We start from the raw sequence: 14,223 nt of genomic DNA, 5'->3' as shown, positions 1-14,223 counted from the left end.
GTGATCTGCGCAGTGGTGACCTTCCCAGTGGTGATCTGCCCAGCCCCCATCCACCCACGAGCCGAGGAGTTTGTGCGATGAGTTCGTCCGTGACGACGCTGGAGAGGATCGAGTCCTTCGCGCCGGACCGGCGGGTGCCCATCGAGGACCTGGCCGACCGGCTCGGGCTGAACCGGTCGAAGGTCCGGCTGTTCCAACGGGTGCACGGCCTCAAGGAGATCCGGTTCGACCCGGAGCTGAGCCTGTTCGACGTCGTGCTGCCCGCCGCCCGCCGGATCGTCGAGGCGGAGCCCGACGTGTCGCGGATCGCCTACGTCATCTTCGCGCACACGACGCAGGCGCTGACCCCGCCGCACATCGATCCCGCGCTGGAGATCCGCGACCGGCTCGGCCTGCGGCACGCCGAGGCGTTCGCGGTCAGCCAGCAGAACTGCGCCAGCGGGATGGCCGCGGTCGACATCGCCGCGGAGCTGCTGCGCGCGGAGGGCGCCCCGGGCGCCCGCGCGCTGGTGGTCACCGGTGAGCAGGCGTTCTCGCCGAAGGTCCAGCTGATCGCCGACACCGCGATCATGGGCGACGCGGCGGCGGCCTGCCTGGTCGCGGTGGACGGCGGCGGCGACACCGTCCGCTCCTACGTGACCAGGACGATGGGCGACTTCTCCGCGTCGATGCTGCTCGACGAGGAGCGCAACCTCCAGTTCGGCAAGGCCTACGCGCCGGTGCTGGCGGAGGTGGTGCGGGAGGCGCTGGAAGCGGCCGGGATGGACTTCGACGACATCGACCTGGTCATCCCGCACAACGTCAACATGCAGTCCTGGCGGCAGACCATCGGCGAGCTGGGCATCGACCGGGAAAAGGTGTTCCTGGACAACATCGCCCGCTTCAGCCACTGCTTCGCCTCGGACGTGTTCCACAACTACGCCACGCTGCGCGCGCAGGACCGCCTGGTCCCCGGCAGGAACTACCTGTTCGCCACGGTCGGGCTGGGCGCGACGTTCGCGGCGATGGTCATCACTCATCAGGGGGTTGGTGAAAGCGATGCATGACGCTTCCTACACGCGCAGGCTGAAGGAAGCCCTGGTCGGCGACCCGGACGCGCGGTTCGTGTGGCTGTGCAACTTCGAGGTCGAGAACGAGTGGGCGCGCAACTACGTCGGCCTGCCAGCCGCACCGCTGTCGGTGACGACCGCGACCGTGCAGCGCATGGAGGAACTAGGCGCGATGCTGGCCGAGCCGGGTGATCACCTGGTGCTGAGCCAGGGCCTGGACGCCGGTTACCGCGACTACGCCGGGAGCATCGGTTTTCCGCTGCCCACCGAGCTGGTCGCCGAAGCCGAGGGCTCGACCAGCGAAGCCGTCCTGGACTCGCCGGAGGTGATCGCCCGGCTGACCGAGCTCGCGGGCACCGGGGCGTACCTGATGCCGATGGGCAACTCGATGGTCGAGCAGCGGATCTCCGAGCGCACCGGGCTGCCGCTGGCGGTGCCCGACACCGAGGTCTACGAGCGGGTCAACAGCAAGATCTACAGCCGCAGGCTGGTCGAGGAGCTGGGCCTGCGCGCGATCCCCGGGTTCTGCTGCGAGAGCACCGTGGAGCTGCACACCGCCCTGGAGTCGGTGTCCGAAGCGGACCCGGTGATCGTCAAGGACGCCTACGGGGTCTCCGGCAAGGGCCTGGTCGTGGTCGACAGCAGGCGCAAGGCCGACCGGCTGCTGCGCATGGTCGACCAGCGCGCCCGGCGCAAGGACGACCAGACCCTGCACGTGGTCGCCGAGCGCTTCCTGGCCAAGCGCTTCGACCTGAACTACCAGATCACGATCTCGCGCGAGGGCGCGGTCACGCTCGACTTCGTCAAGGAGGCGATGGTCTCCGGCGGTGTCCACATGGGACACATCATGCCGCCGGACCTGTCAGCCGAGCAGCTCGACGAGATCGCCGAGGCGGCCGAGCGCATCGGCGCGCGGCTGCACGCCGACGGCTTCCACGGCGTGGTCGGCGTGGACGCGCTGGTCTCGGCCGACGACGTGGTCTACCCGGTGCTGGAGCTCAACGCGCGGCTGAACATGTCCACCTACCAGGGGCAGGTGACCGAGCGGTTCCAGGCTCCGGACGGGGTCGCGCTGGCCAAGCACTACCCGCTGCGGCTGGCCGAACCCGTGCCGTTCGAGGAGATCCGCGACGGCCTCGGGGCGCTCGCGCAGGCGCCCGCCGACGGGCGCGGCCTGGTGCTGACCTGCTTCGGCACGGTCAACGCGCAGGCCGGTTCCGGGCCGTTCGAGGGACGGCTCTACACGGTGCTGTTCGGGCACGACCGCGACGAGCTGCACGAGCTCGACCGCGCGGTCACCGACGCGCTGGCCAAGATCGAAGCAGAGAGGGGAGCAGCATGACCAGCAGTGAGTTCCGGGTGCCCGGCGAGTCCCGGCTATCTGGCGAGTTCGGGGTCTCCGGCGAGTTCCAGGTCCAGGGTATCGGAGTCTCGGAGATCGCCCGGGAGTTCGGCACGCCGCTCTACCTCTACGACGCCGAGGTGCTGCGGTCGACCTACCAGGAGCTGCGCGACCTGCTGCACCCCGCGGTGGACATCTTCCTGTCGCTGAAGGCGAACCCGAACATCAGCGTGTGCGGCTACCTCGGCTCGCTCGGCGCGGGCGCGGAGGTCTCCTCGCTGGTCGAGCTGCACACCGCGCGGCAGGCGGGGATCAGGCCGGAGGACACCATCTTCCTGGGGCCGGGCAAGAACACCGCCGAGCTGGAGGAGCTGGTCGGCGCCGGCCTGCACGCCATCGTGGTCGAGTCGCTGGAGGAGCTGCGCATCATCGACGAGCTCGCGGTGGAGCGCGGTGTCTCGGACCTGCCGGTGATCCTGCGGATCAACCCCGACTTCCACACCAAGGGCTCGGGGCTGGCGATGGGCGGCAAGCCCCGCCAGTTCGGCATCGACGTGGAGATCCTGCGGCAGAACCAGCGGTTCCTGAAGGGACTGCGCCGGGTGCAGCTCACCGGCCTGCACGCCTACATGGGCACGAGGTTCCTCAAGCACACCGACATCGTCCACAACACCGAGCAGATCCTGGAGACCGCGGACCAGCTCTCCGACGACCTCGGGATTCCACTGGGGACGGTCGACTTCGGCGGCGGGTTCGGGATCGCCTACTTCGACAACGAGACCGACCTGGACGTGCGCGCGCTGGCCGCCGGCATCAACGACGCGGTGGCGAAGTTCCACGACAAGCACCCCGACACCCGGCTCATCAACGAGCTGGGCCGCTACCTCACGGCGATGGCCGGGACGTACGTGACGAAGGTCCTCTACGTCAAGGAATCCATGGGTGAGCAGTTCGTCGTCGCCGACGGCGGGACCAACCACCACATGGCCGCGGTCGGCGTCGGCAGCTTCGTCAAGCGCAACTTCCCGATCCGCTCGCTGACCCGCTACACCGACGAGGCCGAGACGGTGTGCACGCTCACCGGCCCGCTCTGCACGCCCAACGACGTCATCGGCAAGAAGGTGCGGCTCCCGCGGGTGGAGCCGGGCGACCTGATCGGCGTCGAGCGCTCCGGCGCCTACGGGCCCTCGGCATCGCCCGGTCTGTTCCTGAGCCACGGCTTCCCGGCCGAGGTGATGGTGCACGAGGGCAAGGCGCACCTGGTCCGCCGCCGCGACGTGGTGGACGACCTCCTGGGCAAGCAGCACCTCATCGACTTCTGACCTTCTCCGGGCGACAACCGCCCGGAAACCCCGAACACCGACCGGAAAGTGGGAGACTGACATGGAAAAGCACGAGGTCGTGGCGGCTGTCGAGACCGCGCTGACCGAGGTCCTGGAGCGCGAGGTGTCCGGCCTCAGCGCGGAGGACCGGCTCTTCGAGGACCTGCACCTGGACTCCACCTCCGTCCTGGAGCTGCTGATGGCCCTGGAGGACGGGATCGGCGTGGAGATCGACCCGGAAACCCTGGACATGGACGACTTCCAGTCCGTGGGCACGCTGACCGACTACCTGCTCGCCCGCCGCGCCGAGGCGGGCGAAGCGGTCGGCGCGGGCGAGCGCTGATGCAGTCGGTGAGCGCCGCCGCGGCGCTGGTCGCACCGGCGCCGCGCGCCTACCACGACGACCCGTCGGTCCTGGCGTTCTACCACGACCTGGTCGAGCCGTTCGGGTCGGTCGTGGACGAGGAGCTGTTGCGCAACGGCGCCAACGTGTTCCACCGCGACATCGCCGACACGCTGCTGGACGACGAGGAGATCCGCGACCTCGACGCGGATCTGGTGATCGTCACGCACGCGCTGCCCGACGTGCACCCGTTCACCGCGGTGGCGTCGCACATGAACATGCGGCTGGGCGGGAAGGCGACCAGCTTCGCCATCTCCGAGCAGGGCCTGGCCGCACCGTTCACCGCGCTGCGCGTGATGTCGGGTTTCCAGCGCTCCGCCCGCAGCAGGCGCGCGGTGATCGCGGTGCTGGAGCAGACCACGATGCCGACCCACCACCCGCTGGTGCACGACGGCGAACCGCTCGTGGACTCCGGTGCGCTGCTGGTCTTCGGCGGCGACCAGGGGTTGCGCGTCGACGCGGTGGAGTCGGCGGAGTCGGTGGCGTCGGCGACCGAGCGGATCCGGGAGATCGCGGCCGCCGACCCGGGCGGAACCCTGGTGGTCGTCGGTCCCTGGGACACCTGGGCCGATCTCGACGGCACCGCCGAGGTGCGCCGCGTCGAGGCGGGCAGCTACTGCACGAGCGTGTGGCTCGACCTGGCGCGGAACTGGCGGAACTGGCAGGAGAACCACACCACCGTGGTGCTGTGCGACGTCGAGCCGCGCACCGGCCGGGCGCACCTGGCGGCGCTGAAGTTCCGGTGAGCGGGATGCGCCTCGGCGTCGACGTGCTGGGCGCGGGTGAGCTGGACCGGCTGCTCACCCGCCCCTGGTTCCGGCGCTACACCTACGCCGACGCCGAGCTCGCCATCGCCGACACGTTCGGCGCGAGCCGTTCCCGCGAGTTCCTGGCGGGCCGGTTCGCGGCGAAGGAGGCGGTCCTCAAGGCGCTGGGAACAGGAGTGGCAGCGGGGATAAGACCCCGGCAGGTGGGAATCCTGCGCGCGGACAACGCCGCCCCGGTCGTGGAGCTGACCGGGGCGGCGTCGGCGCGCGCGGACGCGATCGGCGCGTCCGACATCGCGGTTTCCATCTCGCACAAGGCGGACTACGTGGTCGCAGTGGCCATCATCACTGCGAACGGGTCGACTACCAGCGGTGGTGCGCACGCGCTCGCGCGCGCCACCGTGGAGCAGATCTCGGCTCGTGGAGCGGGAAACGAGAGAACGAGGAGCAGGGATGGCTGATCTGGTCACCGCCGCGCTCAGGGTCCGGATGGGGCAGCAGGATGCCCACTACGGCGGAAACCTGGTGGACGGTGCGCGAATCCTGAAGTTGTTCGGCGATCTGGTCACCGAGATCACGATCCGCACCGACGGGGACGAGGGGCTGCTGACCGGGTACAGCTCGCTGGAGTTCCTGGCACCGGTCTACGCCGGGGACTTCGTGGAGGCCACCGCGAAACTGGTGCGGCGCGGCCGGTTGCGCCGAACGGTCGAACTGGAGGCCCGCAAGGTGATCCGGGCCCGGTACGACCTCGGGCCCACGACAGCGGAGGAACTCGACGAATCCGTGGTCGTGTGCCGGGGTGTCGGCACTACTGTGGTACCCGTTTCGCTGGCGCGCGGTCGCAGTGGCGGCCTGCCCCTCGCGACGACGACCGGAGCCGAGTGATGCGCGACCAGTTCCTGTTGGAGAGGAATCGATGAGTACCCCAGCACAGCACGCAGCAAGCCCCGGCCGGGTCATGGCGATAGGTGTGTCGAGCGCCTTCCTGATCGGGCTCGACTCGATGGTCGTCGCGCCGCTGATCCCGGCCATCGCCGAGGACGCCGACGCGCCCGCTCGGCTCGGGGGTCTGCTGGTCAGCGTCTACGCGCTGTTCTTCGCGGTGTCGGCGCCGCTTTTCGGCGCGCTGTCGGACCGCCTCGGGCGCCGCCGGATCCTGACCGCCGGCCTGGTCCTGTTCGTCGTCGGAAACGCGCTCACCGGGCTGGGGATGAACTTCCCGTTCCTGCTGGCCTGCCGCGCGCTGTCCGGCCTCGGCGCGGCGATGATCATGCCCAGCGTGTACGCGATGATCTCCGACACCCATCCGTTCGAGCAGCGCGGCAAGGCGATCGGCAAGGTGGTGGCCGGTCTGCTCAGCTCGTCGGTGATCGGTGTGCCGATCGGCTCCTACCTCGCGTTCCTGACCAGCTGGCGGGCCGCGTTCTTCGTCATCGCGGTCGCGACGGCGCTGGTCTTCGTGCTCGTGCTGGTGCTGCTGCCGGAGATGCCGGGTTCGTCGGCGGGCAAGCCGCAGAAGGTCAGCCCGGGCAAGGCGGTTCTCGGCATGGTGCGCAGCGCCGTTTCGACCCCGGCGGTGCTGTTCGTCCTCGTCGGCACGCTGCTGTGGGCCGCGGCGCTGTACGGGATGTTCTCCAACATCGGCACGTTCTACGCCGAGCGGTTCCAGCTCAACGAGGCGCAGGCCGGTCTGACCATCATGGGCTCCGGGGCGGGCAGCATGGCGGGCGCGCTGGTCGGCGGCAGGCTCGCGGACAAGTTCGGCAAGCGGACCGTGATGGTGGTGGCCGCGATCGTCGCCGCCGCCGGGGTGATCACCACGCCCGCGATCGGGAGCAACCTGGTGCTGGTGCTGATCGCGTTCATCGCGTGGGGCACCGCGGTCGGCGTCGGCCAGCCGTGCCTGACCGCGCTGGTGAGCGAGCTGCGCCCGGAGATCCGCGGCACCGCGCTGGCGCTGAACAGCTCCGCGCAGTACCTGGGCATGACGCTGGCGACGAGCCTGGCGGCGCTGCTGCTGGACCGCGGCGTTTCCTGGGTCGTCATCGGCGTGATCTGCGGTGCGTGCGCGCTGCTGGTGCTGCCGCTGCTGGCGGGCATCAAGGGCGTGGCGGGTTCCGTTGCCGCGCAGGAGAAGCAGCAGGCGGCGGAGGGCGCCCGATGACGGTCGGCGGCGCGGCCGGGACGCTTCCCGGCAAGGTCGCGTTCGAGAAGTTCGTGGACCTGTGGAACGGAGAACTGGATCCCGCCGAGACGGAGGCGTTCGTCGCCGACGACATCACGGTGCACTTCCCGCCGCTGGCGAAGTACCTGGGATTCTCGGACTCCGGGCAGGTGACGACCCGGCAGGGCCTGCTGGACTGGGTCGTGTCGATCCGGTCGCTGCTGCACGACCTGCGCTTCCGGACCACGCCGGGCCCGATCCAGGAGGGCGACCTGGTGGCGGGCGGGTACGTCGTGACCGGCACCTACGCAGGCGGCGCCCCGAAGGCCGCGGCCGAGCCGGGAACCCGCGTCGAGTACACGGGGATGTCGTTCACCCGGTTCCGGAACGGAAAGTGCGTCGAGTACTGGGTCCTCTCCGACGCCCTCGGACTGCTGTCGGACCTGAAAGCCATCTGAGCACTCGCACTGGTGGGCGGTGGCGGTCTTCGGACCGCTACCGCCCGCTTGCTTTTCCGGAGATGCGCACTGGCGTTCGCACCTCTCCTGCGATGTTGCCGGAGTTGGCTGACGCTGGTGGCATGTCACATCACCTCAGCGGCCCGAACCTGCGGCCTCCCATGGACGATCCACGCCTGGACCTGACCGACCTGTTCGCCTTCGGCGCGCCGGGCGAGCGCACCGTGCTGATCATGGACGTGCACCCGTTCGCCACCGGGGACGACGCCCTGCACCCGGACGCGGTGTACCGGATCAACGTCGACACCGACGGCGACCATCGCGCCGATGTGGCGTTCAGCTTCACGTTCTCCTGGCCGGAGGACGGGCAGACCGTGACCGTCCACCGCGCGACCGGTCCCGAAGCACGCCGGCACGATGTCGCGGGGGAGCGGATCATCGCCGACGCCCCCGTGCACTTCGGCCCGCGGGCCGAAGCGGTCGAAACGGGCCCGTACCGGTTCTTCGCCGGACTGCGCAGCGATCCGTTCTTCGCCGACCTGGAAGGCATCGGCAACGACTTCCGCTGGACCGGCAACGACACCATGGCGGACAAGAACGTCTTCGGCCTGGTGCTGGAGATGCCCGACGCGGAGTTGGGCCAGGACGCCGAAATCGGGGTGTGGATGCGGGCGAGCCTGCGGCGCGACGGGCAGCTCACGTCCGTCGACCGCGGCGCGCATCCGTCCCTGACCGCGTACTTCAACGAGGAGAACGCCAAGGACGCCTACAACGCGGGAGAACCAGCCGACGACTGGGACACCTACCTGCGCCCGTGGACCGCGGTTCTCCAGCACACCGGCGGCTACGATCCGCAGACCGCCGAGCAGACCCTGCGCACCGTGCTGCCCGACATCCTGCGGTTCGACCGCGGCAAGCCCGCCGCCTATCCCAACGGCCGCAAGCTCACCGACGACGTCACCTCCGCACGGCTGGCGATGGTGTCCGGCGGGAAGATCACCACCGACCACATCGGACCGCACTCGGACCTGCTCGCCGAGTTCCCCTACCTCGGCGCGCCGCACGCCGTGCCGGTGGGCTGACCGCGTTCTCCATTGACGCAACCGATCGGTTGCCATAGAGTGGCAACCAATCGGTTGCTACATGGAGGACGTCATGGGTTTTCCCGATCGCATCGAGCGGATCGTGGAGCTCGCGCATCCGCCGGAGAAGGTGTGGGCGGCGCTGACCACGGCCGAGGGACTGGGGTCCTGGTTCGGCAGCGAAGCCGAGATCGACCTGAGACCGGGCGGGACGGCCCGGGTCCGCTGGCCAGGAGAGCACGCGGTGGAGCTGCGGGTGGAAAAGGTGGAGGCGCCTGCGGTGTTCGGCTTCACCTGGCCGGTCTGCGGGATGCCGCCGGACGACCCGCGCCGCACCTACGTCGAGTTCTCGCTCGAACCGGCAGGGCCGGGCACCCGGCTGCGGATGGTCGAGTCGGGCTTCGCGCAGCTGCCCGGCGAACAGGGCCGCGATTCCCGCTCCGAGGGCTGGGACCGCGAGCTGGGCGAACTGGCCGACTTCCTCGATGCCGCGTGACACCGAGGCGGTCGCCGAACAGGTCTTCGCCGCCCTGGCCGACCCCACCAGGCGCGCCATCCTCGCCGAGCTGGCCTCGGCGGGGCCGGCCACGGCCACGGAGCTGGCCGACCGGCTGCCGATCACGCGCCAGGCGATCGCCAAGCATTTGGCCCTGCTGACCGACGCCGGTCTGGTCACCGCCGAGCCCGGGGAGCGGCGCCGCGTCCGGTACCAGGTGCACTCCGCCCCGATGCGGGTGGCGCAGCAGTTCCTGGCCGTGCTGGCGCGCGACTGGGACACCTCGCTCGACGCACTGTCGGGCCACCTCGACGAGAAGGAGCAGCAATGACCGACGACACGACGAACCCCGCCGCGCCCGCGGTGACCGACCGCGCCACCTGGCAGGCCGAGGTGGACGCGCTCCGGATCCGGGAGAAGGCGCACACCCGCGAAGCGGACGCGATCGCCGCCGCCCGCAGGCGGCTGCCGATGGTCGAGGTGGATCCGGCGACCGAGCTGACCGGGCCGGGCGGACCGGTCGCGCTGCTCGACGTGTTCGAAGGGCGGCAGCAGCTGATCGCCTACTTCCACATGTGGCACGACGACCAGCCGGCCGAAGGGCAGTGCGAGGGCTGCACGTACTACAACGGGCAGGTCCGCGAACTGTCCTACCTGCACGCGCGCGGCATCACCTACGCCACGTTCTGCCAGGGCCCGTACGAGGAAAGCGTCCGCTACCGCGACCTGATGGGCTGGGACGTGCCCTGGTACTCGGTCCGCGGGTCCGAGGAAGCGCTGATGGCGGGCCGGGGTCCGTTCCTGCTTGCGTGCTACCTGCGGCGGGGCGACCGGATCTTCGAGACGTACTGGACGACGGGCCGCGGCGTCGAGGTGATGGCGCCGACCTACGGGCTGCTGGACATGACCGCCTACGGGCGGCAGGAGTCGTGGGAGGACTCGCCCGCCGGATGGCCGCAGCGGAACCTCGACCGCGACCTGCTGCGCACCGGCGGACGCCCGACCGCGCAGTGGTCCCGGCTCGGCGGCTGCGGCTGCTGATCCTCCGGGGCAACCTGATCGACTTCGCCCGCGTCTCCAGGGGGTAGGGATTCGCCGCCTGAGAGGAAGCGATGTCAAGAAGAACCGGAGCGACCCTGGCCGTGGCCCTGGTGGCGGTCGTGGGCACGGCGGGATCCGCGACCGCGCAGGGCACCTGGACCGGCGAGGAGTTCCCGACCCGGCCCGACATGTCGTCCTACATCAGCACGGTGGCCGGCGGCGGCGGTGCGACCTGGGCATTCGGCAGCTACGGCCCGCCGGGCACGCCGACCTCGCTCACCGCGCAGGGCTTCCGCCGCGACGACACCGGGCGCTGGGCCGAGGAGCCGGTGCCCGACATCGGCCAGATCGTCGCGTCCGCGGTGACCGGCCCGGACAACGCGTGGGCCGTCAGCGAGTTCACCAAGGTCAGCCGGGGCGCCACCATCCACTGGGACGGCAGGGCGTGGACCGAGGTCCCGCTGGTGGTGCCCGACGCGCCCCGGATCTCGCCGCACGACGTCGAGGCGGTCGGACCCGACGTCTGGGTCGTGGGCAACGCCTACCGCGACGGTGACCAGCCGCTGTCGCGCAGCTTCGCCAGCCGCTGGGAGAACGGCCAGTGGCGCGGGGTTCCGCTGCCGCCGGCCACCGACAACCAGAACTTCTCCAGCATCGGCGGCGCCGCGCCGAACGACCTGTGGATGGCCGGGATCACCTCCGAGCGGCCGCACCAGATCGTCTCGATGCACTGGGACGGCGCGCGGTGGAGCCACGTGGAGGTCCCGCCGCTGGAGACCGGCGAGTCGGACTACGTGACCGTCCACGGGGTCGCGGCTTACAAGCCGGACGACGTCTGGATCTCGGCGACCCAGACGCCGTACGACACCCCCGAAGCCAGCCAGCCGATCCTGATGCACTGGGATGGCTCCAAGTGGACCCGGGAACAGGCGCCCGACCCGAAGGGCAGCGTGGGAGAGCTCGTGCAGGCCGAAGGCGCGCTGTGGAGCCTCGGCACCAAGGGCCTGCTGCGCTACGACGGCACCTCGTGGCAGCCCGTCGACGGCCCGCAGGAAGGCGCCCTGGTCAACGGGACCGAGCTCCCGGACGGCAGGCTGGGCGGCACCGGCCAGATGGGCGACTCGTACGAGTCCCAGCCGTTCGCCGTCGCGCACAACCGCTGACGTGCTCGCGGTCGGCGCTTGGGAGTGCGGAGCGTCGTCCCCTGTTGCGTGTCTCGGCCGGTGACGGGGTGGTGGTTGCGTCGTCCCGGCAGGTTCGCTCGGCCTGGCTCGGGCTGCGCAGTCGTCGCCGCACGAACTGATTGTCCAAATCCGCGTTGCGAAAATGCGCCACGGGCGGGGTGGTTGTCGGCATAATCGGCGCCGAAGAGCTCGACCTCACAGGCGGGATGGTGGACGCGTTGGTCCGTGCGGAGTTGTTGCTCGACCGCGAGGTCGGTGCTGACCTGGAGCAGGAGCTGACCGGGTTGTTCGGCGGGTTCGGGTTCGAGGTCGAGTGCAGGCGGGAGCTGGCGCATCGCAGCGTCGCCGAGTTCAGCTGGATCGTGCTGGCGGCGCTGCCGCTGCACGCGTTCCTCAGCGGGCTCGGGTCGGAGGCCGTCAAGGACATCTACGGCGGCGTGAAGTCGCTGGCCCGCCGCAAGGGCGGCAAGCAGGACGGGGACCGGCGGATTCCGCTCGTGCTGCAGGACTCCGACAGCAAGCTGCGGATCGTCCTGGAGGAGGACCTGCCGATCGAGGCGTACCAGCAGCTCGTCGGGCTCGATCTGTCCGCGTTCCGGTCCGGGCCGCTGCACTACGACCGGCACCGCGGTGCCTGGCGGTCCGAGCTCGACGAAGCCGGCGAATAACCGCGGCCATGGCAGCCCCCGCCGGGATCGCCGACGCGCGGCGGGCGAACTCCGCCGGTGAGCGGGCGCTGCGCGCGGGCGACCTGGCGGAGGCCGAGGACAGCTTCGCCGCCGCGCTGGAGTGGGCGAGCGGAGCAGGGGACCGGTCGGCCCCCTGCGTCGCGGCGGACGCGCAGGTCGGGCTGGGCCGGATCTGCCTGGCCCGCAACGACTTCCGCGCCGCTGACCGCCGCTTCGCGAAGGCGCAGCGGCTGTGCCCGGAGGCTCCGGACGGCTTCTACTGGGCCGGGTGCGCTGCCGCGCACGACGCCGACTACTCGCGCGCCGAGCGGTTCCTCGGCGCCGCGCTGGTGCGGGATTCCGGGCTGGGCAAGGCATATGTGCAGCGGGCCTACGTGCGGGTGCGGCGGGCGCGGGAGGACCTCGCCCTGACCGACCTGTACGCGGCTGCCCGCTGCGGCCCTCTCGACGACCGGGCGCGCTTGCTGGTCGCGACGTTGCTGTTATCGCGCGGACGCTGGGAGCAGGCCGAGTCCTTCGCGGCCGAAGCCGCTGAGGACCCCGTCGCGGCGGCGGTGCTTGGCACGGCGCAGGACCGGCAGGGCAGGGACGAAGACGCGCTCGCCGCCTACGAGCGAGCGATGGCCGGTGGCGTCCGGGACGACGCGATCCTGTTGCGGCACGGGGTCATTTCCTACGGGCTCGGGCGCCTGGAAGCCGGTGCCGAGTCCTGGAGCGAGCTGCATGACCGCTATCCGCAGCACAGCGGTTTCCGCAGGGCTTCGGCTCCCGCGCCGCGCGTCGCCGCGTTCGCCGCGGCGGAACAGGGCGAGTGGGAGCGGGCTGCCTCGCTGCTGCACCGCGGCGACGGGGAACCGGAGCTGATCGACGCGCTGGTCTGCGGGCTGGGCGGTTACCGGTCGGACGGGCTCGAACGTCTCGGCCGCCTGGTCCGCAACGACCCGACCGATCACCGGATCGGCCACGTCCACGCGGCGATGCTGCTGCACGCGCTAAGCGCCGAGGACGCCCCGGAAGGCGCGAGCTGGGAAGCCTGCATCGGCGCGTGGATGTCGTTGCTGCACAACGAGAACTTCACCTCGGGATGGCGGCGCGACGCGGAACGGCGCTACGGCCGCGAGTTGGACGCGGACACCGTGACTTCCCTGCACGCGAACCTGCGTGAGCTCATCGAGAAGCAGCTGGTCGAGCACGGAACCGGGCGGGATGTGCTGTTGCTGAGCCGGGAGGACGAGGCGGCGCGCGTCCTGGGCGAGCTCGGGGGACTGCCGTTGCCCGGCGCGGGCGGGGCGCGGCTGGTGTGCGGGCCGCTGCGGATCGCCGAACTCGGGCTGGAGCGGCATTTCGGCGAATTCGTCGCGCGGCTGGGCGATTCCGACGAGCGGCTGGCGGATCTGCTCCGCCACTTCTCGCTCCTGGGCATCGCCGGTGCCCAGCTGGCCGCCGGAAGACCGGCGGAAGCTGCGGAGCTGGCGATGGACCTGCGCTGCCCGTCCTGCCGCAAACGCACGCCGCCTGGCGCGTGCGAACCGGGCTGCCCGGAATTCGACCGCCACAACCCGGCTTTCGCCGCGCGGGCCGACAAGCACGCCGCGCTGGCCGAAGCCGGTGCGTCGCTGGCAGTCCAGGCGTTGTTCGAAGCCGCGCGGACTGAGATCACCAAGCCCGGGATGAACGCGGCCGAGGCCGCGAGGTGCTGGCGCGAGGCCGACCGCGTCGCGCGGGAGTTCGGCCGCAGCGACGCGGTGCGGCGGCTGGTGGCCGACACCGCGCTGGGCCGGGCGGAAGCCTGCGCGCGCAAGGAGAACTGGACCGACGCGGTCGCCGTGCTCGACGCGGCGCTGGACGTGGTCGGGACCGGCGACGCGGATCTGCGCGACCGGCTGACCACGCGGCTGGCCGCGATGCTGACGACCAGGGGTGTCGAGACGTTCAACAAGGACCAGAACGCCGCCCGCGCCGCCCACGACGACCTCAGGCGGGCTGTCGAGCTGAGCCCGCACCTGCTGCGGTCGCGGCTGAACCTGGGCCTGATCCTGCGCGCGCGGGCCTACGACGAGCTCCGCGAGCGGGACGTGCGGCAGGCCCTGCACCTGCTCAACGAAGCGATCCAGCAGTTCGAGCTAGGCCTCGCGGGCAGGCCCGGCCACGAGCGGTTGCGCGCGGAGCGGGACCGGACCCGCGAGGAGCGGAACGGTCTGGTGAGGAGGCGGAGCCGGTAGC

The 14,223-nt window shown here is 70.9% G+C and carries 16 protein-coding genes; all 16 read left to right on the top strand.

Features of this window, described 5'->3' with window-relative positions:
* Positions 1–77: 77 nt before the first annotated feature.
* The 16 genes from ABD691_RS10325 (at position 78) to ABD691_RS10250 (ending at position 14,222) form a co-directional block, all read left to right on the top strand.
* Positions 78–1,046, top strand: coding sequence for a 3-oxoacyl-ACP synthase III family protein (locus ABD691_RS10325; protein ID WP_344679338.1), 969 nt, complete (start codon positions 78–80; stop codon positions 1,044–1,046).
* Positions 1,039–2,391 carry a preATP grasp domain-containing protein gene (locus ABD691_RS10320; RefSeq protein WP_344679336.1) on the top strand — a complete coding sequence of 451 codons (1,353 nt, stop codon included), beginning with the start codon at positions 1,039–1,041 and terminating at the stop codon, positions 2,389–2,391. Before ABD691_RS10325 ends, ABD691_RS10320 begins: the two co-directional genes overlap by 8 nt.
* Positions 2,388–3,713 (top strand): type III PLP-dependent enzyme, encoded by a 1,326-nt coding sequence (locus ABD691_RS10315; protein ID WP_344679334.1) that lies wholly within the window; start codon positions 2,388–2,390, stop codon positions 3,711–3,713. Before ABD691_RS10320 ends, ABD691_RS10315 begins: the two co-directional genes overlap by 4 nt.
* 61 nt (positions 3,714–3,774) lie before the next feature.
* Entirely contained in the window at positions 3,775–4,056 is a 282-nt protein-coding gene (locus ABD691_RS10310; protein ID WP_344679333.1) for an acyl carrier protein, read from the top strand.
* On the top strand, positions 4,056–4,862 hold the full coding sequence (locus ABD691_RS10305; protein WP_344679332.1) for a hypothetical protein: 807 nt from the start codon (positions 4,056–4,058) through the stop codon (positions 4,860–4,862). Before ABD691_RS10310 ends, ABD691_RS10305 begins: the two co-directional genes overlap by 1 nt.
* Before the next feature lie 5 nt (positions 4,863–4,867).
* A complete protein-coding gene (acpS, locus tag ABD691_RS10300; RefSeq protein ID WP_344679772.1) occupies positions 4,868–5,344 on the top strand; it encodes a holo-ACP synthase in 477 nt (158 codons plus the stop codon).
* Positions 5,337–5,771: a hotdog fold domain-containing protein gene (locus tag ABD691_RS10295; RefSeq protein ID WP_344679331.1), complete on the top strand. Its 435-nt coding sequence runs from the start codon at positions 5,337–5,339 to the stop codon at positions 5,769–5,771. Before acpS ends, ABD691_RS10295 begins: the two co-directional genes overlap by 8 nt.
* A 31-nt stretch (positions 5,772–5,802) precedes the next feature.
* Entirely contained in the window at positions 5,803–7,050 is a 1,248-nt protein-coding gene (locus ABD691_RS10290) for an MFS transporter (protein ID WP_344679330.1), read from the top strand.
* Positions 7,047–7,508 (top strand): ester cyclase, encoded by a 462-nt coding sequence (locus ABD691_RS10285; RefSeq protein ID WP_344679328.1) that lies wholly within the window; start codon positions 7,047–7,049, stop codon positions 7,506–7,508. The genes ABD691_RS10290 and ABD691_RS10285 overlap by 4 nt, the downstream gene beginning before the upstream one ends.
* A 161-nt stretch (positions 7,509–7,669) precedes the next feature.
* Positions 7,670–8,590 (top strand): DUF4331 family protein, encoded by a 921-nt coding sequence (locus ABD691_RS10280; RefSeq protein ID WP_344679327.1) that lies wholly within the window; start codon positions 7,670–7,672, stop codon positions 8,588–8,590.
* Between the two features lie 73 nt (positions 8,591–8,663).
* Entirely contained in the window at positions 8,664–9,086 is a 423-nt protein-coding gene (locus tag ABD691_RS10275) for an SRPBCC domain-containing protein (RefSeq protein WP_344679326.1), read from the top strand.
* On the top strand, positions 9,076–9,417 hold the full coding sequence (locus ABD691_RS10270; protein WP_344679324.1) for an ArsR/SmtB family transcription factor: 342 nt from the start codon (positions 9,076–9,078) through the stop codon (positions 9,415–9,417). The genes ABD691_RS10275 and ABD691_RS10270 overlap by 11 nt, the downstream gene beginning before the upstream one ends.
* On the top strand, positions 9,414–10,127 hold the full coding sequence (locus ABD691_RS10265) for a DUF899 family protein (RefSeq protein ID WP_344679323.1): 714 nt from the start codon (positions 9,414–9,416) through the stop codon (positions 10,125–10,127). The genes ABD691_RS10270 and ABD691_RS10265 overlap by 4 nt, the downstream gene beginning before the upstream one ends.
* A 71-nt stretch (positions 10,128–10,198) precedes the next feature.
* Positions 10,199–11,290, top strand: coding sequence for a hypothetical protein (locus tag ABD691_RS10260; RefSeq protein ID WP_344679322.1), 1,092 nt, complete (start codon positions 10,199–10,201; stop codon positions 11,288–11,290).
* A gap of 230 nt (positions 11,291–11,520) precedes the next feature.
* On the top strand, positions 11,521–11,979 hold the full coding sequence (locus ABD691_RS10255; protein WP_344679321.1) for a hypothetical protein: 459 nt from the start codon (positions 11,521–11,523) through the stop codon (positions 11,977–11,979).
* 8 nt (positions 11,980–11,987) lie between these two features.
* Entirely contained in the window at positions 11,988–14,222 is a 2,235-nt protein-coding gene (locus ABD691_RS10250; protein WP_344679320.1) for a hypothetical protein, read from the top strand.
* The last annotated feature ends 1 nt before the right edge of the window (position 14,223 follow it).

It is taken from the genome of Saccharopolyspora taberi, from assembly GCF_039534165.1.
Taxonomy (GTDB): domain Bacteria; phylum Actinomycetota; class Actinomycetes; order Mycobacteriales; family Pseudonocardiaceae; genus Saccharopolyspora_D; species Saccharopolyspora_D taberi.
The sequence above is the reverse complement of the archived record's forward strand: the minus strand, read 5'-3'. Positions and strand labels throughout refer to the sequence as shown.

Bases quoted from the DNA above. Each gene is read 5' to 3' on its own strand.
- ABD691_RS10325 (WP_344679338.1), top strand. From the start codon at position 78: ATGAGTTCGTCCGTGACGACGCTGGAGAGGATCGAGTCCTTCGCGCCG.
- ABD691_RS10320 (WP_344679336.1), top strand. From the start codon at position 1,039: ATGCATGACGCTTCCTACACGCGCAGGCTGAAGGAAGCCCTGGTCGGC.
- ABD691_RS10315 (WP_344679334.1), top strand. From the start codon at position 2,388: ATGACCAGCAGTGAGTTCCGGGTGCCCGGCGAGTCCCGGCTATCTGGC.
- ABD691_RS10310 (WP_344679333.1), top strand. From the start codon at position 3,775: ATGGAAAAGCACGAGGTCGTGGCGGCTGTCGAGACCGCGCTGACCGAG.
- ABD691_RS10305 (WP_344679332.1), top strand. From the start codon at position 4,056: ATGCAGTCGGTGAGCGCCGCCGCGGCGCTGGTCGCACCGGCGCCGCGC.
- acpS (WP_344679772.1), top strand. From the start codon at position 4,868: ATGCGCCTCGGCGTCGACGTGCTGGGCGCGGGTGAGCTGGACCGGCTG.
- ABD691_RS10295 (WP_344679331.1), top strand. From the start codon at position 5,337: ATGGCTGATCTGGTCACCGCCGCGCTCAGGGTCCGGATGGGGCAGCAG.
- ABD691_RS10290 (WP_344679330.1), top strand. From the start codon at position 5,803: ATGAGTACCCCAGCACAGCACGCAGCAAGCCCCGGCCGGGTCATGGCG.
- ABD691_RS10285 (WP_344679328.1), top strand. From the start codon at position 7,047: ATGACGGTCGGCGGCGCGGCCGGGACGCTTCCCGGCAAGGTCGCGTTC.
- ABD691_RS10280 (WP_344679327.1), top strand. From the start codon at position 7,670: ATGGACGATCCACGCCTGGACCTGACCGACCTGTTCGCCTTCGGCGCG.
- ABD691_RS10275 (WP_344679326.1), top strand. From the start codon at position 8,664: ATGGGTTTTCCCGATCGCATCGAGCGGATCGTGGAGCTCGCGCATCCG.
- ABD691_RS10270 (WP_344679324.1), top strand. From the start codon at position 9,076: ATGCCGCGTGACACCGAGGCGGTCGCCGAACAGGTCTTCGCCGCCCTG.
- ABD691_RS10265 (WP_344679323.1), top strand. From the start codon at position 9,414: ATGACCGACGACACGACGAACCCCGCCGCGCCCGCGGTGACCGACCGC.
- ABD691_RS10260 (WP_344679322.1), top strand. From the start codon at position 10,199: ATGTCAAGAAGAACCGGAGCGACCCTGGCCGTGGCCCTGGTGGCGGTC.
- ABD691_RS10250 (WP_344679320.1), top strand. From the start codon at position 11,988: ATGGCAGCCCCCGCCGGGATCGCCGACGCGCGGCGGGCGAACTCCGCC.